The organism is Sporomusa sphaeroides DSM 2875, from assembly GCF_001941975.2.
GTDB lineage: Bacteria > Bacillota > Negativicutes > Sporomusales > Sporomusaceae > Sporomusa > Sporomusa sphaeroides.
In genome coordinates this window covers 4,937,448-4,956,256 of the sequence record NZ_CP146991.1, presented here as the reverse complement: position 1 = coordinate 4,956,256, position 18,809 = coordinate 4,937,448, and the positions used below count along the sequence as shown (strand labels likewise).

Annotated in this window: 19 protein-coding genes; 14 read left to right on the top strand and 5 right to left on the bottom strand. The window is 47.9% G+C overall.

Annotated elements, in window-relative coordinates:
- Positions 1-387 precede the first annotated feature (387 nt).
- From rpmH to jag, 5 genes are all read left to right on the top strand, one after another.
- Positions 388-522, top strand: a complete 135-nt coding sequence (gene rpmH / locus SPSPH_RS23060; RefSeq protein WP_075756501.1) for a 50S ribosomal protein L34 — start codon at positions 388-390, stop codon at positions 520-522.
- A 127-nt stretch (positions 523-649) separates the two neighbouring features.
- Positions 650-1,012 (top strand): ribonuclease P protein component, encoded by a 363-nt coding sequence (rnpA, locus tag SPSPH_RS23055; RefSeq protein WP_075756500.1) that lies wholly within the window; start codon positions 650-652, stop codon positions 1,010-1,012.
- Positions 1,009-1,227, top strand: coding sequence for a membrane protein insertion efficiency factor YidD (gene yidD / locus SPSPH_RS23050; RefSeq protein WP_075756499.1), 219 nt, complete (start codon positions 1,009-1,011; stop codon positions 1,225-1,227). Before rnpA ends, yidD begins: the two co-directional genes overlap by 4 nt.
- 57 nt (positions 1,228-1,284) lie before the next feature.
- Positions 1,285-1,914 carry a YidC/Oxa1 family membrane protein insertase gene (locus tag SPSPH_RS23045; protein WP_083945602.1) on the top strand — a complete coding sequence of 210 codons (630 nt, stop codon included), beginning with the start codon at positions 1,285-1,287 and terminating at the stop codon, positions 1,912-1,914.
- 3 nt (positions 1,915-1,917) lie between these two features.
- Positions 1,918-2,562 (top strand): RNA-binding cell elongation regulator Jag/EloR, encoded by a 645-nt coding sequence (jag, locus tag SPSPH_RS23040; protein ID WP_075756568.1) that lies wholly within the window; start codon positions 1,918-1,920, stop codon positions 2,560-2,562.
- 205 nt (positions 2,563-2,767) lie between these two features.
- Here the strand turns inward: jag and SPSPH_RS23035 are convergent, their stop codons facing one another.
- The gene (locus SPSPH_RS23035) at positions 2,768-3,523 is read right to left on the bottom strand and encodes a hypothetical protein (RefSeq protein ID WP_143559001.1); all 756 of its coding nucleotides are present in this window, start codon (positions 3,521-3,523) and stop codon (positions 2,768-2,770) included.
- Positions 3,524-3,628: 105 nt separating this feature from the next.
- Positions 3,629-4,531 (bottom strand): chemotaxis protein, encoded by a 903-nt coding sequence (locus tag SPSPH_RS23030; RefSeq protein ID WP_075756496.1) that lies wholly within the window; start codon positions 4,529-4,531, stop codon positions 3,629-3,631.
- A 281-nt stretch (positions 4,532-4,812) separates the two neighbouring features.
- Between SPSPH_RS23030 and mnmE the strand changes: the two genes are divergently transcribed.
- The 7 genes from mnmE (at position 4,813) to SPSPH_RS22995 (ending at position 12,219) form a co-directional block, all read left to right on the top strand.
- The gene (gene mnmE / locus SPSPH_RS23025; RefSeq protein ID WP_075756567.1) at positions 4,813-6,201 is read left to right on the top strand and encodes a tRNA uridine-5-carboxymethylaminomethyl(34) synthesis GTPase MnmE; all 1,389 of its coding nucleotides are present in this window, start codon (positions 4,813-4,815) and stop codon (positions 6,199-6,201) included.
- A gap of 15 nt (positions 6,202-6,216) precedes the next feature.
- On the top strand, positions 6,217-8,091 hold the full coding sequence (gene mnmG / locus SPSPH_RS23020) for a tRNA uridine-5-carboxymethylaminomethyl(34) synthesis enzyme MnmG (protein WP_075756566.1): 1,875 nt from the start codon (positions 6,217-6,219) through the stop codon (positions 8,089-8,091).
- A gap of 13 nt (positions 8,092-8,104) precedes the next feature.
- Complete coding sequence (gene rsmG, locus SPSPH_RS23015; protein WP_075756495.1) at positions 8,105-8,824, top strand: 16S rRNA (guanine(527)-N(7))-methyltransferase RsmG; 720 nt, start codon at positions 8,105-8,107, stop codon at positions 8,822-8,824.
- Positions 8,825-8,908: 84 nt separating this feature from the next.
- The gene (noc, locus tag SPSPH_RS23010) at positions 8,909-9,868 is read left to right on the top strand and encodes a nucleoid occlusion protein (protein ID WP_083945594.1); all 960 of its coding nucleotides are present in this window, start codon (positions 8,909-8,911) and stop codon (positions 9,866-9,868) included.
- Between the two features lie 100 nt (positions 9,869-9,968).
- Complete coding sequence (locus SPSPH_RS23005; RefSeq protein WP_075756494.1) at positions 9,969-10,286, top strand: hypothetical protein; 318 nt, start codon at positions 9,969-9,971, stop codon at positions 10,284-10,286.
- A 129-nt stretch (positions 10,287-10,415) separates the two neighbouring features.
- Positions 10,416-11,108, top strand: coding sequence for a response regulator transcription factor (locus SPSPH_RS23000; RefSeq protein WP_075756493.1), 693 nt, complete (start codon positions 10,416-10,418; stop codon positions 11,106-11,108).
- Positions 11,101-12,219: a sensor histidine kinase gene (locus SPSPH_RS22995; RefSeq protein ID WP_075756492.1), complete on the top strand. Its 1,119-nt coding sequence runs from the start codon at positions 11,101-11,103 to the stop codon at positions 12,217-12,219. Before SPSPH_RS23000 ends, SPSPH_RS22995 begins: the two co-directional genes overlap by 8 nt.
- Before the next feature lie 104 nt (positions 12,220-12,323).
- Here the strand turns inward: SPSPH_RS22995 and SPSPH_RS22990 are convergent, their stop codons facing one another.
- The 3 genes from SPSPH_RS22990 to SPSPH_RS22980 all read right to left on the bottom strand — a co-directional run bounded on the left by SPSPH_RS22990 (position 12,324) and on the right by SPSPH_RS22980 (position 16,705).
- The gene (locus tag SPSPH_RS22990) at positions 12,324-13,244 is read right to left on the bottom strand and encodes an ADP-ribosylglycohydrolase family protein (RefSeq protein WP_075756491.1); all 921 of its coding nucleotides are present in this window, start codon (positions 13,242-13,244) and stop codon (positions 12,324-12,326) included.
- A gap of 405 nt (positions 13,245-13,649) precedes the next feature.
- Positions 13,650-16,019 (bottom strand): homocysteine S-methyltransferase family protein, encoded by a 2,370-nt coding sequence (locus SPSPH_RS22985; RefSeq protein WP_075756490.1) that lies wholly within the window; start codon positions 16,017-16,019, stop codon positions 13,650-13,652.
- Positions 16,016-16,705 (bottom strand): hypothetical protein, encoded by a 690-nt coding sequence (locus SPSPH_RS22980; protein WP_075756489.1) that lies wholly within the window; start codon positions 16,703-16,705, stop codon positions 16,016-16,018. The genes SPSPH_RS22985 and SPSPH_RS22980 overlap by 4 nt, the downstream gene beginning before the upstream one ends.
- Before the next feature lie 422 nt (positions 16,706-17,127).
- Between SPSPH_RS22980 and SPSPH_RS22975 the strand changes: the two genes are divergently transcribed.
- A complete protein-coding gene (locus SPSPH_RS22975) occupies positions 17,128-17,889 on the top strand; it encodes a ParA family protein (RefSeq protein WP_075756487.1) in 762 nt (253 codons plus the stop codon).
- A complete protein-coding gene (locus SPSPH_RS22970) occupies positions 17,882-18,793 on the top strand; it encodes a ParB/RepB/Spo0J family partition protein (RefSeq protein ID WP_109298154.1) in 912 nt (303 codons plus the stop codon). The genes SPSPH_RS22975 and SPSPH_RS22970 overlap by 8 nt, the downstream gene beginning before the upstream one ends.
- The last annotated feature ends 16 nt before the right edge of the window (positions 18,794-18,809 follow it).

The following is an 18,809-nucleotide window of genomic DNA, read 5'->3' as shown; positions in this document are numbered from 1 at the left end:
TTTGTAAAAAAAGTATTTAGGGCGAAAAAAAAATACAACGGCGGTACATAACAAGTCCGCAAGCGTGTATTAGCAAGTTATTTAATCTTGTGGATAAACCTGTGAATAACTATGTTTTTCTGGGGATAAGTTGATAAATGTGGATAATAAGGGACATTTCCACCAAAATTGTTGATAACTGTGCATAACTATATTAACAAATCATCTGCCAGTTATCAACAAGATATTTTCGGTCATGACTAAAAAAGGGATAATTTATCCACAGATATCCGAATTTGTCGGCATCAATATTCTTGACATAGAGCCTTACGCTGGTCTATAATCTATACTAGTGAAATTTTGTAGATTTTAGTGGGTTTCTCCCTTTTATATAAGGAGGTGTTTAGAGTGAAACGTACTTATCAACCTAATACGCTTTGGAAGAAAAGAACTCATGGTTTCCGTGAGCGTATGTCGACAGCCGGTGGCCAAACTGTATTGAAAAGAAGACGTGCCAAAGGCAGAAAAAAATTGTCCGCATAGAGCATAGTCAGTAGGCCGCTTTAGTGGCCTATTTTTTCCATTAATTAAAACTGATTATGAAACTTACTTATATTTATATGTTTTGTAAGCAGTGGCGAAAAATAATTAAGAAACCGGATGATTGAACATGGTCAAAAGGTTTACTCTGCCTAAATGGGGCAGACTTTGTAAGAATAAGAGCTTTCAGGCAGTATATCGATCAGGTAAGTCATATGCCAATAAACAATTGGTAGTATATGTCTTGCCTAATCGTTCTGCTAAACGGCAGGTTGGTTTTGCGGCAGGAAAACGTTTAGGGTCGGCTGTTGTGCGCAATCGCCTGAAACGTCTGTTACGGGAAGCCTATCGGCTGCACCAGGATAAATTTATCACCGGTGTTGACCTGGTGCTTGTTGGCCGTAAGCCATTGGTTGGAGCCGGATTGGCTCAAACAACGAAGGCTGTATTGGAGCTTAGTGCCAAAGCAAAAATATTGGCAGAAAAACTATGAAAAAACTAGTAACTTTATTAGTTATCGGTTTGATTAAGTTTTACCGGGGCTTTATTTCACCATTAAAGCCGCCAAGCTGCCGGTTTGTGCCTACCTGTTCCGAATATGCGTTACTGGCTATCGAAAAGTATGGGGTTGCCCGCGGCTTAGTGATGGCTGTGCGGCGTATCTTGCGCTGTCATCCGTTTCACCCCGGCGGATATGACCCTGTTTAAAATACATATCCTATTGCTTGCAGGAGGGAAACTTTTTTGGATTTTTTAAGCAACATTATGCAAACTGCATTGACTTTCTTCTACAATTTAACAATTAGCATGGGGTTTGCCAACTATGGTATTGCGATAATTTTGTTAACTATCGCGATTAAATTAGTGCTGTATCCGCTAACTGTAAAGCAAGTAAGGTCAATGAAAGCAATGCAGGAAATTCAGCCTAAAATGAAGGCGCTGCAGGATAAATACAAAGGCAATCCGGAAAAGCTCAATAAAGAACTGGCTGCTCTTTATAAAGAGGCAGGCGTAAACCCGCTGGCAGGCTGTTTGCCGCTGCTGGTGCAAATGCCGTTTTTAATTGCCATATTCTTTGCCATCCGTGATTACCAGTATGCTCAATTGCCGCCAAGTTTTTTATGGATGACAGATTTGGCTCAGCCTGATCCTACATATATACTGCCGGTTTTGTCGGCTGTTACTACTTATATCCAGCAAAAGCAAACAACTACCGAAATGAATCAGCAAACCAAGATGATGATGATTTTTATGCCGCTGTTTATCGGGTATATTAGCATAACTTTCCCGGGTGGTTTAGTACTATATTGGGTAGTCAGCAATATATTCCAGATTTTTCAGCAGTGGTTTATGTATCGTAATAATCCGTCTGTCGTTCAGGAGGAGGTACGCTAATTGATGGCTGGTAAGCTTACTGTTACGGAAAAGACCGGAAAGACAATTGACGAGGCAATTGAACTTGCATTGGCAGAGCTTAATGTAAGTCGTGACCGGATTGATTATGAAGTATTGGAAGTTCCTAGCAAAGGGCTGTTCGGGTTTATCGGTTCTAAGCTTGCTAAAGTAAGAGTGACTGTCCGGGCTATTGATTCGGTGGAAGAAGCCAAACAGTTCTTAAACAATGTATTTAAAGCCATGAATGTTACCGTAAGTATGGAAAAGATGAACCAGGGTGATCATGTGGTTATCAATTTACGCGGTGAAGATTTGGGTGTGCTTATTGGTAAACATGGACAAACACTGGATGCCCTGCAGTATTTGACTAATCTTGCCGCTAATCGGGAGGCTGACGAACGCACCCGGATTATCCTTGATGTGGAAGATTACCGTAAACGTCGCGCCGAAACGCTGTCCCGTCTGGCTACACGGTTAGCCGATAAGGTTAAGCGTCGGGGAGAGCGCGTGGTGCTTGAGCCTATGAGCCCGCAGGAACGCAAGATTATTCACATGGCACTTCAGAATGATAACAGAATTGTTACCTATAGTGAAGGCGACGAGCCTTACCGCAAGGTTGTAATTGCCTTAAAAAACAACGGCAGATAAAGTAGATTTAGCTTCAGGTGGGGTTTTCATCCTTGCTGAAGCTGAGTCAGCGGATAATAAAAAAACCGGGGATATTCCCCGGTTTTTATTTGTCCTGACAGCATGTATATGTTTTAAACGCTGCTGGTGCTTAACCGCCGCTTATGCATAACGGCTAGCCACGCCTCGGCGGTGGTAGCAGCGTATTAACGGTTTTGCTGTTTTTTCAATAGGTAATCAGTGTGCGCTGGTATTGTCCGCCGCAATGGCAGTATTCTTCAGTGGAGGCGTTGTCGGTATTGCTTTCCGACACATAATCACAGACTGTGCAGGCTGTTTTTAGTTTAACCAGATAGTGACCGGCTGTTTTTGCCTGGTTTATGGCAGTTGTGACTGCGTTTAGCCCTTCTTTCGGAATAATGAACATCGTATTTTGGCAACCGGCGGCATCCTGATAGCTGATCATCAGGTTTGTTTCCGGTGATGTTGCCGCAGGGGAAAGGCTGCTGATTTGGTCATAGGGAATGATTAGCCAACGGGAACTCTGATCACCGGCAGGCTTGTCAATAAAATACAAGGCATGGCTGGTGATGACTAAGGCTCCGTTTTCTCCGGCAAAACTGGCCGGAGAAATATGATAAATAGCTTCTCCCAGCCAAAGGTTATGAGGGACATTGGCAAGCAGCGCTTGTAAATCAAGACTTAACTTGTCAAAATTACGGTATAGCCTATAAAGGGGTAAAACCGGCGGCATATTTTCCGGCAGAACAGTTATTGCGGCAAATTCAGCTTTAAACGCGTTAAGTATTGGCAGAATTTTGTTGGTGTTGCCCTTATAGATAATAACAGACGGCATATTATCCAGAGCCAGTTTTATTGCCAATCGTCCGCGGAGTAGAATCTTGTCTAAACGCTGCCCCAGGCTTTCCCGGCGGGAGCAGTTTTTCAAAATAACACTGTAGTAGTTGGGTTTACAGTCCAATACAGGCACCTCGCTTTCACCAATATTGTGTACTGCTTACAGTATTTGAAGAATAACAGGGAAAATGGCCACTCCGGTTAATGAGCAGCCACTTAATTTTACTCACTATAAAATGAACCTGTCGACAAGTTCTATTAATTGATTGATTTCAGGCTTGGATACTTGTCCGTTAGCGCCGATGGATTCGCCTTTTAGGCGCATTTCTTCGTTAATAAGCGAAGAAAAGATAACTACCGGCAAATGCTTGCATTTCTCATTTTCTTTGATGCGTTTTGTGAGATGATGACCATCCATTTGCGGCATCTCAATATCTGTTATTACCAATTGGATATTATTTTCGATCGGTTCGCCACTTTTAACAAGCTGCTCAATTTTGTTCCAGGCTTCCTGCCCATTTTCTGTTGAAATTATCTTGGCATAACCGGCAGTATGCAGTGTACTTAATAGCAGATCACGCAGCATTTTGGAATCTTCGGCAACCAGGATGGTTTTATTTTTACGGTTATCAAGTATGGTGGAAGAGGTGGAATCTATTTGGCTGAACTTTTCATTCATTTCCGGGTTTATGTCGGCCACTATTTTTTCGAAATCCAGCAATACAACCATTTTTTCCGCCATCTTAATAATGCCGACAACCATATCGGAGTTTGCAATATGGGGAGGCGGTTCCATGGCTGTCCAGGAAATACGATGAATGCGTGATACTTCATCCACCAGAAAAGCTACATAGTAGTTATTAAGTTCACTGACAATAACTTTGGGGGAAGTGGTTGTTGATTGATTGCCAAGGCAGCGGGGGAGATTAACAAGCGGCATAACCCGGCCGCGCAAAGTAAATATGCCGTCAACCCATGGATGAATATTGGGCATTTTTGTGACAGGAACCGGGTTTATAACTTCCCTTACTTTGGCCACATTAATGCCATAACTGACAGGGCCAATTGAAAACTCTACTATCTCAAATTCATTAGTACCGGTTTCCAGTAAAATTCCCTTTTTATCAGACATTGCCGTCCCTTCTTTCTTATATCTTATGTCACATTTGTACCTGCTATAGTGTGTAGATAAATCGGAATAGTAAATATTTCTATACTTTGCTTACTTTACCTGCTAATAATTTATAATTAATAATAATTTTTTACAGGTATTATTCAATTTAGCCGGAGAATACTATATAGATTAATCATATTTTGCAGGAAATTGGGAAAGAGTGGGGAACAATATATTTTTGCAGTATTAATACAGCGGATATGGGACGTAGTAGATATAAGGAGTGAAAGTACTTGAGCATGCTGACAGGCGATGATACTATTAGCGCTATCGCTACAGCAATCGGCGAAGGCGGTATTGGCATTATCCGGATAAGCGGCAGTAAAGCCATGGCTATTGCCGGCAAACTGTTTATCAGTAAATCAGGTAAAACGGTTGACAGTCTTTTGTCCCATCAGGTTATGTATGGGCATATTATTGATCCCGCGAGTGGTGAGACGGTAGATGAAGCTATTTTGCTGAGTATGCGTGCTCCCAGGTCATATACTTGTGAGGATGTTGTGGAGATTCACTGTCACGGCGGGCCGGTTCCGTTAAAGCGTATCTTAGATTTGACACTTGTCCAGGGGGCGAGACTGGCGGAGCCGGGGGAATTTACCAAACGGGCTTTTTTAAACGGCAGGCTGGATTTGGCGCAGGCCGAAGCAGTCATTGATATTATCAGGTCAAAAACCGATGCGTCGCTGAAAGTGGCTGTGGGCAATTTGTCAGGTCAATTATCCGAACAAGTAAGAGCTTTGCGCCATGCTGTTTTGCGAATGATTGCCCAGCTGGAGGCGGCCATTGATTTTCCGGAAGAGGATATTGAAGAGGCGGCAGCCGCTGATGTTGCCCAATTAATTGCTGAAGCTAAGAGCCGGCTTACCACACTGTTGGCTACCGCCCAGACGGGGCGAATTTTACGCGAGGGCCTGGCAACCGTTATTATCGGCAAACCCAATGTCGGTAAATCCAGTCTGTTAAATGCCCTGCTGCGGGAGAAGCGGGCCATTGTAACCGACATTCCCGGTACTACCCGGGATATTATTGAAGAATATGTCAATATTGGTGGTATACCGCTTAAAATCATTGATACGGCAGGTATTCGCGATACGGCCGATGTAGTGGAGAAAATCGGGGTAGAGCGGGCCAAAGCTTTGGTGGAACAGGCAGATTTGATTTTGTTATTATTGGATTCATCAGCACCGCTGTCGCCGGAGGACCGGGCCGTTCTGGAGCTTTTGCCAGGCAAACAAGCTATTGTGCTGATTAACAAAAGTGATTTGCCAGCCCGGCTGGAGACCGAAGAAGTTGAGAAATATACCGGTGGCCGGCTGGTACTAAAGATCTCGGTTGCCAGGGAAGAGGGGCTGGCTGCACTGGAGCAGGCGATTGTCGATATGGTGTATGGTGGTCAAGTCAGCCCGGGTGAGGCAGCTTTTGTTAATAATGTCCGTCATAGTGCCGCGCTCCGGGCGGCGCTGGAGCGGCTTAACGATGCTGAAGCCACGATTGAGGCCGGCATGCCGTCCGACTGTATTGTTGTTGATCTGCGTGAGGCTTGGGAAAAGCTGGGTGCGGTTACCGGCGACACCGTGGGTGAAGATATAATTGATCAGATATTTACACAGTTTTGTATCGGTAAGTAAGAAGAGGTGACAATGTTGTTTCAAGCAGGAAGTTATGATGTGGTGGTTATCGGTGCCGGACATGCCGGGTGTGAGGCGGCGCTGGCAGCAGCGCGGCTGGGCTGCCGGACACTGGTTACCACTCTGAATATGGATAATATCGCTATGCTGCCATGCAATCCGTCGATAGGCGGACCGGCCAAAGGCCATTTGGTGCGGGAAGTGGACGCGCTGGGCGGTGAAATGGGGATTAATACCGATAAGACCTGCATCCAGATGCGGATGCTTAATACCGGGAAGGGACCGGCGGTACATGCCTTACGGGCGCAGGCTGACAAACGCCTGTATCAGTCGGGTATGAAGCATACTCTGGAAAGTCAGCCCAAGCTGGATGTCAAACAGGCGTTGATTGACAATATACTTGTGGAAAATGGCCGGATTAGCGGTGTTGTTACCGAGCTGGGGGAAATCTACAATGCCAAATGTGTTGTGATTGCTACCGGCACCTATCTGCGGGGTAAGGTCATCCTTGGTGAAACTACTTACCCTGGCGGGCCGGCCGGACAGCGGACTGCGGAAAAACTGTCTGAAGTGCTTAAAGCATTAGGTATTACACTGATGCGGTTTAAGACCGGCACACCGGCACGGGTGGATGCCCGGACGGTTGATACCGGTAAAATGACCATTCAGCCTGGTGACAGTGTGGTCCATAATTTCTCGTTTATGAGCGATATTGCTGACCGGGAGCAAATTCCCTGCTGGCTGACATATACCAATGAACGAACCCATGAGATTATCAGGGCCAACCTGCATCGTGCCCCGATGTATACCGGCATGATCGAGGGTACCGGACCGCGCTATTGTCCTTCGATTGAGGATAAGGTAGTACGGTTTGCCGAGAAATTGGCTCATCAGACATTTATTGAGCCGGAAGGCGCCAGTACTACGGAAATGTATGTCCAGGGTATGTCGTCAAGCCTGCCTGTAGATGTGCAGCTGGCTTTTTTACGAACCATCCCCGGTCTGGAGCAGGCGGAAATTATGCGTCCAGGCTATGCGATCGAATATGATTGTGTTGACCCGACAGAGCTTAAGCCAACCCTGGAAACCAAAAAGGTCGGCGGTTTATTTTCAGCCGGACAGGCCAATGGTACTTCCGGGTATGAAGAAGCTGCCGCTCAGGGGCTGATGGCCGGTATTAATGCCGCTTTGCTGGTACAAGGCAAGCCGCCTTTTATTTTGTCCCGGTCTGAGGCTTATATTGGTGTGCTGATTGACGATCTGGTGACAAAGGGAACAAGTGAACCTTACAGAATGATGACTTCCCGTGCGGAATACCGTCTGATCCTGCGGCAGGACAACGCCGACCTCCGGCTGACGGAAAAAGGGCGGGCCCTTGGGCTGGTTACCCAGGAGCGGTATGAACGGTTTGCGGCCAAGCGCGAGGCCATTGACACTACTCTGGAACTCTTAAAAAGCAGGCAAATTACCCCTATTCCCGAAACCCAGGCTAAAATGACAGCCCTTGGCACAGCAGAGCTTAGGACAGGGATTACCTTGTATGATTTACTCCGGCGCACAGAAGTAACGTATGAAGCCATACGGGCGCAGTTTGATTTACCGGAAATACCGTCACTGGTACGTGAACAGGTGGAAATTGCGGTTAAGTATGAAGGCTATATTCAAAAGCAGGTAGAACAGGTGGAGCGGTCAGCTAAGCTTGAGGTCAAGCATTTGCCTGAGGATATCGACTATAGCCAAATCAGCGGCTTGTCGCTGGAAGCCCGGCAAAAGCTCAACAAAATCCGGCCTCTGTCGGTTGGCCAGGCAGCCCGCATTTCCGGTGTTTCACCGGCAGACATCGCCATATTAATGGTGTATTTAGAGCAGCGGCGAAGTCGTCAGGCATAGAAAGGAGACGGTTATGGGGAGTTTTCAGGAGCTGGTGGCTAATGCTGCTGCTGAATATGGACTACAACTGACAAACGGGCAAATAGCGGCAATGGATACCTATTACCGGCTGTTGCTTGAATGGAATGAAAAAATGAATCTGACAGCCATAACTGAGCCTCACGAAGTGGCTGTAAAACATATGATTGATTCGTTATCCTGTTACCGGGAGGAAATTTTTACTGCTGCCGCCAGGATTGTTGATGTTGGTACCGGCGCCGGGTTTCCCGGGATTCCACTGAAAATTTTTCAGCCGGAGCTAGAGCTTATCCTGATGGATTCGCTCAATAAGCGGCTGAATTTTTTGCGGGAAGTTGCCGGTAACCTAGGTCTGCAAGGGGTTGCTTTTGTTCATGCCCGGGCGGAGGAAGCCGGGAAAAATAAACAGCACCGTGAAAGTTATGATATCGCCGTATCACGGGCGGTTGCCAGACTGAATGTATTATGCGAGCTATGCCTGCCGATGGTCAAGGTGGGCGGCTGGTTTATTGCGCTTAAAGGCGCCCAATATGAGGATGAAGTGCACGAAGCCGCCAAAGCGCTGACTATTCTTGGCGGCAAAGTGGCAGACATCCGGCCTGTCAGCCTGCCGGGGCTTGCTGACAAACGTGCGGTAATCTATATTAAAAAGGTTGCCGCAACACCGCCCTCGTATCCGCGCAAGGCTGGAACACCCGAAAAAAAGCCCTTGTGATTTAAAGGAAAATTCCATTATTTGTAGAATATATCAGGATAAAAGTACAACATGTCTTAATGTTGTTTTGTAGGTGGTGGAAACATGAGAAATTTGGCCAGGTTATTTGGCATCGGAGATGCTTCGCCAAATGTTCCCGAAGTTGTTGCCGAGGCTGTCCCGGAATTGGTTCCGTCAGTTGCCGGTGAACAGCGTGATACAGCTAATGATGCTTCTGATACTGCGATAGAGGTTAGTGCCAGCGAGCTGCAATCAGTGCAGCGGGTTTCACCGGAAATCATTGTGCCCAATCCTTTTCAGCCGCGTAAGACTTTCCATGACGAGTCGCTGCAGGAATTGTCCGCATCTATCCGGGAGTTCGGTGTAATTCAGCCGCTGTTAGTCCGCCGCCAGGGAGAACGCTTCGAACTTATTGCCGGTGAACGGCGGCTTAGGGCCTCAAAACTGGCTGGCCTTGACGAAGTTCCGGTCATAGTACGCGAGCTGGACGACAAGGAAATGGCTGAATTAGCGATGATTGAGAATCTTCAGCGGGAAGATCTGCATTTCCTGGAGGAGGCTGAAGGCTATCAGCATCTGATTGCCAGTTTTAATTTTACTCAGGAGGAATTAGCCAGACGGGTAGGCAAAAACCAATCAACCATTGCCAATAAACTCCGTTTGTTAAAACTTGCGCCGGAAGTGCGCCAAGCTGTTGTGGGACAAAGTTTGACAGAGCGCCATGCGCGTGCGTTGTTGAAACTGGAAGATACGCGTGTGCAAATGGAAGTGCTTGACGGGGTCAGGGAAAATGGTCTAAATGTCCGGGCAACAGAAGACTTGATTGAAACCTATACAGATAATATTTCCCGGGAAAAGAATAATAAAGAAGTCACCCCAAAACAGACGCTGGTTAAAATAATCAAAGATGTCCGCATTTTTATTAATACTATTAACAGTGTAATCAGCCAGATGAAGAAAAGCGGTATGGATATAAAGGTTAAACAGGATATTGAGGGCGATTATGTTACTATTAATATTCAGGTGAAAAATAGCCGTAAATAACTAAGTTTTATACGAATTCATTCTTCATAAGAAATTCATAATGTCGCGGTATGATATAGACAGACGGAAACAGTCCAGAATTTAACTAGGAGGCGATATTATGAGCAATAAAAAAATGTATCTGATTATTGGTGCGGCTGCCCTGATTATTCTGATGGTTGGTGCGGCAGCTATGGCTGCATCAACTGCAAATGACTGTATTGCCCCCATGGATAGCCAGCACCGGGTGATGCTGGATCAATTGGTGCAAGACCAGGTTATTTCCTCAGACCAGGCTGCAACTATTCAAAGCAGAATGGTGGAAACCATGTCACGGCACATGAATACTATGCCGGAGATGATGAATAATAAAAGGGGCGGCATGCCGGATGATACTGGTTCTTGCTGCGGCTCACAGCAGGTTGTTGCCCCGGAATAGCTATGCTGAGACAAAGCCTCCCTGTGTTAGGGAGGCTTTTGTATCGTTGATGGTGGTAATAGCGAGGGATAAACTTGTGGCTGGTTGACTGAAGGCTGCGCATCTAAGCTTCAGACGGAGGGAGAAATCATGGCCCAGTATTCTGTAGTTATTGTTGATGATGATGAAAAAATTGTCCGGTTGTTGAAAGCGTATTTTGAAAAAGAAAGCTTTGCCGTGTTTACTGCCTATGATGGTTTGGCTGCGCTGACTGCGGTAAAAGAACATGCTCCTGATATTGTTGTGCTGGATCTTATGCTGCCTGAACTTGACGGCTGGGAAGTATGCCGGCGCCTGCGGCAGGAGAGTGAGGTAGCGATACTTATGCTGACAGCACGGGATGAGGAGAGTGACCGTTTGGTTGGCCTGGAGCTGGGGGCTGATGATTATGTTGCCAAGCCATTCAGCCCACGGGAAGTGGTGGCCAGAGCCAAAGCCATTCTGCGGCGGGTAGGACGCGCAATAAATAAAGCCGATATTTTGCGTTTCGGCTTGCTTGAAATTGATTCTTTGCGCCATCAGGTTGTATTTAATGGCAATGTTGTTGAACTTACTCCCACAGAGTTTAAGATATTGGAACTGCTTGCTAAAAAACCGGGTCAGGTATTTTCCCGGCTGCAAATTGTTGACGCAGTGCAGGGCTATGCGTTTGAGGGCTTTGAGCGTACCATTGATGCCCATGTGAAAAACCTGCGCCGTAAGATTGGCGACAACCCTAAAGAACCGCGGTATATTCAAACCGTATACGGTATCGGGTACAAGTTCGGAGGAGAATATGAATAGCATTACTTACCGGATTACCGGACTCATGTTTTTGATGGTATTGTTTACCGTTGTTAGTTTGATCACACTGGCAGAATGGCAAATGACAGATTTATTTCATAATTATCTTTTAGGCAGCAGTGACAGGATGACTGACGGATTTTCGGGTCATCAGCCAATGCACGGGCAGCTGCTGGGCGCCTCTGAATTGATCTATTTATCCTCGGTACACCGGGCGCTGATCTGGGTTGGATTAGCCATTTTAGTATTTGGCTTAGGTGTCAGTTTTGCCCTGGCGCGCAGCATAACTGTACCCCTGCGAAAATTGAATCAGGCGGCGGCACAAATTGCCGAAGGCCATTTTGGCCAAAAAGTGCTGGTAGAGTCAAAGGATGAGGTGGGTCAGCTGGCCAACGCTTTTAACCATATGACCGAAGTGTTGGCGGTTAATAACCGTTTGCGCCGGCAGCTGCTGGTAGATGTCGCCCATGAGCTGAAAACACCGCTTACCGTCATTCAGGGAAATCTGGAAGGCATGATTGACGGGGTAGTGGCCAGAGACAGTGGACAGCTGCACTCTCTTTTGGATGAGACAAAACAGCTTAACCGGATGATTAAAGATTTACGGGAATTATCGCTGGCCGAGGCCGGGCAGCTGTCGCTGGAAAAGGAGCCGGCCGATTTGTGTCAGCTGCTGACAAGAGCCGTCAATATGCTAAAGCCTTTGGCTGAAGAAAAAGATATTGCCATTCAGGTTATTGCGCCACAACCGGTAATGGCAGATATTGATATTCAGCGTCTGAACCAGGTTGTATATAACCTGCTTACCAATGCTATTCGCTACACGCCTCCTGGCGGTGAGATAACGGTTGAGCTGCGGGAGACAGCAGAGGCAGGCAGCTGCTGGCGGCAGATAGCGATTCAGGATACAGGCCAGGGAATTCCCGCTGAGCATCTTCCCCATATTTTTAATCATTTTTATCGTGTGAATGCCGCGCGTGACCGCCGGAGCGGCGGGTCGGGCATTGGTTTGGCGATAGTCAAACGACTGGTTGAGCTTCATGGCGGCAAAATCATGGTTGAGAGCCAACTTGGCAAAGGCAGCATATTTTATGTTTATTTACCCCGGTAAACTTGTTCCGGTACAGGGCACCAGGATAATCGCCTATAGGTATCTTGATTAAGACAAAATAAATCCTGACACCAGGAAAGGGGTGTCAGGATTTATTCGTTTATTTACTGTGCGGAGAGTTTGCATAACGAATCGGCCAGTTCTTCTATATATTCCCGCCGGTATACTTTGGCAAGCCAGGAAGCGGGTATGCTGTTTGCCCCGTAATAGGTTCCGGCTAATTGCCCGTAGACAGCAGCGGTGGTATCGGCGTCATCACCAAGGTTTACGGCAAGCAAAGCACCCTCAGCAAAACTGTCGCTATGATAAAAAGCCCATAGTGCTGCTTCCAGGCAATCAACAACATAACCTGTGCCGCGAATGTCCGGCGGGTTTTTGGATTTATACGAGCCGGCGGCAATGGCGGCGATATTTGGCGACAATGGCCTGATCCAGCCTTCCGGCAGGGGTGAGTAATGCCGGGTAAGCAGTGTGGCCTTATCCTGATCCTGAAGTGCGCCGATCAGCAGGGCGGCTAAATAGCGGCAAGCATCAACGGCTTCAGGCGCGGCGTGGGTGGTACGGGAACTGTCTGCTGCCAGGTCGATAGCCAGCGCCGGGTTTGCTGCATACCGCAGCGGGACAGGCGCCAGGCGCATAAGGGAGCCATTGCCGGCGGTACGGGGGTCTTCCGAGCCGGTGTAAGGCTGGCCGGTACGGCTGTAAGTTTCCAGGGCGGCGCGTACGGTTTGGCCAATGGAAAAGCAGCTGCCTGTACTGCTTAGATAGCCTTCTTTGTACCACCTCAGGTAATGCTCCATTTGATCGGCCGGATCAAATTTCTGACTGTGGATCAAGCTTTCTGCCAGGCATAAGGCCATAGAGGTATCATCAGTCCAGTAGCCGGGCTTGAGCGCAAAAGTACCGCCGCCGATCAGGCCGGTTATCGGCGCAAAACTGCCCGGAGGCTTGCCTTCAAGCGTCACTCCCAGGGCATCCCCGGTTGCCAGGCCCAAGAGTGCGCCCCGGTAACGGTTATGTTTCATCGATATTCACTCCCGTATTTTTATTATATACAAGACCTGGCACGGGCGACCGTCAGCCAACGCTGCGCCGCTGGCGCTTAACCTCCGCTTATGCCTAACGGCCGCCCGTGCCTCAGTACTGTTTAGGTTCGGCCAGCCCCGGTTGCTTCCGTGACCCTCCGGCCATTGCCGGAAAAAGCGTTCCGCAGGAGAAAAGCCGGGTGGTATTCCGTTAAAAAATCCGTACTGTTTGAGCGTAGCGAGTTTACGGATTTTAGGAATACCACCCGGCTTTTCAGCTTTTGGAGGCTTCAGGCCTAGACTTTTTGTTACTTTTGGGGCAATGCCAAAAGTAAAACCGTTCTTCTTGTATTCCCGGATTTGCTGATATTGGGCAAAGCCAAAGGCCCGGGGTGGCTGCTTGGCTTAACAGCCAAGCAGTTGTTTAGCAATATTCACCGCCGCTACGCCGTTGGCCGCGTAAGCATCGGCTCCGGCCTGCCGGGCATAACTTTCGGTAAGTACAGCACCGCCTACTATGGTTTGACCGGGGAAGCCGTCAGCCTTGAGCGCGGTAATGGTGGCATCGACTTGCGGCAAGGTGGTGGTCATCAGGGCGCATAAACCGACGATATGGGCCTGATGGTTCCGGGCGGCATCAACAATGGTTTCGGCAGTAACATCTTTACCTAAATCAATGACTGTAAAGCCATTGTTCTCTAATAATGCGGCAACAATATTTTTTCCCAGGTCATGAATATCTCCTTTTACTGTGGCCAGTACTACCGTACCCAGGCTTTGGGTGGTATGGGAGGGGAGTACCTCTTTAATCGTGGTAAAAGCCGTGCGCATGGTTTCAGCCGATAAGAGTACCTGCGGCAGGAAGCAACGCCCCTGCCCGAAGGCTTGCCCGACCTCGTTCATTGCAGCTGTCAGTGCCTGCTCGGTAATGGCAAGCGGGCTATGATTTTCGGCTAAGGCCTGGCGGATCAGCGGCGCTACTCCTGTTGTTTCGCCATTGATTACTGTTTGGCGAATTTGCGTTAAGATATCAGGGGCAGTTGTGGCAGACTCCGGCGCCTGAGCGGGCATATTCACATATTTTTTGCTGTATTCGGCCACCGCCTGGCGGTTGCGTCCCCCTAAAGCCACCGCAGCCGACCAGATGTCTTGCATTAACGGATCAAAAGGATTGAGAATGGGGGCATCAAGCCCGGCATCTAACGCCATAGCGCAAAAGGCGGCATTCATTACATCACGCCGCGGCAGGCCGAAGGAGACATTACTGAGTCCCATGACTGCCGGGCAGCCGAGTTGTTCGCGATATAATTTCAGGGTTAACAGCGTTTCAGCCGCAGCCTGGGAGTCTGTTGCCACCGTCATAACCAAAGCATCCAGCAGCAGATCCTGGCGGTTTAGTCCATGCTCCTCCGCCTGCTGAATAATTTGCCTGGCTATTTTTATGCGTTCGGCTGCGGTTTTTGGTACACCGATATCTGATAGCGGCAGACATAAAACAGCTGCGCCGTATTTTTTGGCAAGTGGCAGGAAGGTATCTAAGCGTTCGGTCTCGGCGCTGACGGAATTAATCAGCGCCCGGCCGGGATAAGCTTTTAGTCCGGCTTCCAGCGCTGCCGGGTCGGTGGTATCAATAGCCAGGGGCACATCGACCAAGGCCGATAAATCTTCGATAGCCTGTTTCATGACAAGTACCTGATCAATACCGGGTACACCCATATTGACATCTAAAATACCGGCACCGGCCTTGATTTGTGCCAGTGCTTCTTTTTTTACGGTGACAAAACTACCGGCCTTGATCTCAGCCGCCAGGGCTTTGCGGCCTGTGGGATTAATTCTTTCACCGATTATTACCGGTGAAACCTGGGGGCCAAGGTATACCGTACGGGTGCGGCTGGTTAGTGCGGTGAAGGTCTGACTCTGTTTGGCCGGCGTGGTTGTCAGCTTATCAGCCGTTTGGCGAATGGCCTGTATGTGCGCAGGGGTAGTGCCGCAGCAGCCGCCAATGTAACTGGCACCGGCAGCAGCCAGTTTAGGTACCCAGACGGCCATTTCTTCTGCCGACATCGGGAATACCGTTTGACCGTTGACCAGTTCAGGCATGCCGGCGTTAGGCTGTACACTGATGGGGAGAGAGCAGGCTTGTGCCAATATTTCCACCACCGGCAACAGCTGTGCCGGTCCCAAAGAGCAGTTGGCGCCGATAACGCTTGCACCTAAAGCTTCTAAGGTAATGGCAGCCGTTCGCGGGTCGGTACCGGTTACTGTCCGGCCGTCGGCATCAAAGGAGAGTTGGCAAATCACAGGTTGTGGGCTAACGGCTTTGGCTGCCAGCAGCGCTGCCCGCATCTCCTGGATATCAATAATTGTTTCAATAATTATGTAGTCAACCCCGGCTTGAGCCAGAGCACTAATCTGCTCATAATATACCGCGTAGGCGTCAGCAAAAGTAAGTTCACCCAAAGGTGCAATAAACTTGCCTGTCGGACCGACAGAGCCGGCAATTTTAGCGTGGGCGCCTGCTGCCTGACGGGCGGCAGCTACACCGGCCGCATTTATTGCTGCGACTTTGTTCTCCAGGCCATAGTGGGATAGTTTGATACGGTTGGCGCCAAAGGTATTTGTTTCTATTATAGTGGCGCCTGCTGCTACATATTGGCGGTGAATAGCCGTTATCTTAGCTGCTGCTTCGATATTCCATATTTCCGGACATTGGCCTGGTTCCAAACCTGCTTGCTGCAGCATGGTACCCATAGCACCATCAAAAATTGCGATCATTTGCTAATAGTCTCCTTTCGTGCGTGGCAACCGGCTTGCCCGCATTTATCACAGGCCAGTTCTTGCTGATGGGATAAGTTTACTGTCTGGTGGTAGGGATATAGACCAACAATGGCAGTAACCGATTTGCGCGGTACCAGCATTTTTGTGTCGGTGACACTAAGCTCAATACTGGCACCTGTCGCTAGTTTTAATATTTCAGGCTGCACTTCGACAGACCAACTGCCATAGCCAGGACTGAAGCGGCGTCCGGCTGTCAGGCCTGAGCGGCCGGCATGCTGACCGATGATAGTGCAGACAGCATCGCAAGCTGTTTCAACTGCTGTTGTTCCGGCAGCATCTAACAGCAGGGCTAAGGTATATTGATTTTGCGAAAATAGATTAGAAACTTCCTGCTCCAGCGGCAGACCGATGGTTACCGCCATTACGGCTACCTGGGAGGCTCCATGCAAGTGTTTAATCACACTGTCGGCAGTCAGTACCAGCGGCTCGGGAGACAGGATGGTATGCTCTTCCTGATCATAGACATAAACCTGCCAGACCCCTTTCGGCATAGCTAAAAGTTGACCTTGCGTGCAGGCTTCTGCCAGCAAAGCTGCGGAAAAATCGGATTTACTGGTGAGCCCGGCATAGCGTTTGGTTTCGGCAGGGTCAATGGTAGTTAAGCGCGGGTGGTACATGGGCATTTTTAGGATACCTCCTTAGCGACAAGCGGTATTATTAGCATTATAGTATATTTTGCTGATTAGTTAAAGTAAGACTTAGCGGATTAAACAGTTTACGATCTTGTTATTAACATAACTATTTAATTATGTAATATATTAAGAAAATATTATGCTGCAAAGTAAAACTTCCTTTACTGTAAGTTCTACTTTGCAGCAGTTTTTGGCAGGAAATTGCGCAGATATGTGGAATGAAAAGATGGAACTAATTATTGCCTCATCCGGCAAGACCATGAAGTATATGCCTTTTTGCCGCCATGCTTTGTTGGTGTCGGCTTACATATGTCCGATATGCGCGCCTCCTTCGCCGCGCCTGACGACAAAAATGCTCGGCGCTATACTCCATAACCCTGCCGGATGAGTCACTATTTTGAGGTGAAAAAAGCTTGGTTAAAGTGATTGCTATCGCCAATCAAAAAGGCGGGGTCGGTAAAACCACGACTGCGGTCAATCTCGCGGCCTGTTTGGCTGAGTTGGGCAAACAGGTATTACTTATCGATATAGACCCCCAGGGTAACTCTACCAGTGGGTTGGGCTTCAATAAGGGGACTATTAAACGTTGTGTCTATGATGCTCTGGTTAATGATGTTCCGGTTGAATCCATTGTCGTCCAAACTCAAATTGATAAGCTTAAATTACTGCCGGCTACCATTCAATTAGCCGGTGCAGAAATTGAACTGGTATCAATGATGTCACGGGAGGGAAAACTTAAGCGGGCACTTGATAAGGCTAAGTTTGCTTATGACTATGTATTAATTGATTGTCCACCTTCGTTAGGCCTGCTTACCATCAACTCGTTGACAGCAGCTAATTCTGTGCTTGTACCCATTCAATGCGAATTTTATGCTTTGGAGGGGTTGACCCAGCTAATGAATACCGTTAGTTTGGTCCAGAAAAATCTCAATCCGGTGCTTACCCTGGAAGGGGTCGTACTTACCATGTTTGATGCCCGGACTAATTTGTCGATTCAGGTTGTTGACGAGGTGAAAAATCATTTCCGGCATAAGGTGTATCAAACCATTGTGCCGAGAAATGTTCGCTTAAGCGAGGCTCCCAGCCATGGGCAACCGGTGATAAAATATGATCCTAAATCAAAAGGGACGGAAGTCTATTTTGATTTAGCACGTGAGGTGATTGGTGATGAGTAAACGTGGATTGGGTAGAGGGCTGGATGCCTTATTTGCTGCACCTGATGCAGCGCAGGCTATAGATACTAACGAACCGGTGAATGAGATTGCAATCAAAGATATTACTCCCAACCTGCATCAACCCCGGCGGGATTTTGATGAAGAAGCATTGGCAGAACTGGCGCAGTCAATTAAGCAGCATGGGGTTATTCAGCCGGTAGTAGTGAGAAAGACCCTTAGCGGCTATGAACTGGTGGCCGGTGAACGGCGGTGGCGCGCCTCCCAAATAGCCGGATTGAAAATGATTCCGGCAGTGGTACGTGAATATACCGATGCGGAAATGATGGAAATAGCGCTTATTGAAAATCTTCAACGCCGTGACCTGAATGCAATTGAAGAAGCTATGGCTTTCCGCAGCCTGATGGAGGAATTTGGCCTCACCCAGGAAGAGGTGGCGCAAAGAATTGGGCGCAGTCGCTCAATGATTGCCAATACCGTTAGATTACTCAAGCTTCATCCTGAAGTGCAGAGTTTTGTTTCACGTGGAACATTAAATATGGGACAGGCTCGCCCGCTGCTTGCTTTAGAAAATCCGGAACTTCAACTAGATGCGGCTAATCAAATTATGGAAGAGGATCTTTCGGCGCGTGACGCTGAAGAGTTGGTACGCCGCCTGGCAGCTCGCCGTCCGGTAAAACCGGCTGAGCCAAAGCAGGAGATACAGGAAGATCAATTCTTCATGAATGAATTTGAGGACCGATTAAAAGTATTACTTGGTACACAAGTTAGAATTAAACCCGGCAAATTAAAAAGCAAGATTGAAATTGAGTACTATTCCAATGAAGATTTAGAACGCATTATGGAAATGCTATCTACTCGTCAGGAAGTAGCTGGTTCTAAATTTCATGGACAATTAATTGTGTAGCAGTTAGGCCAAATTA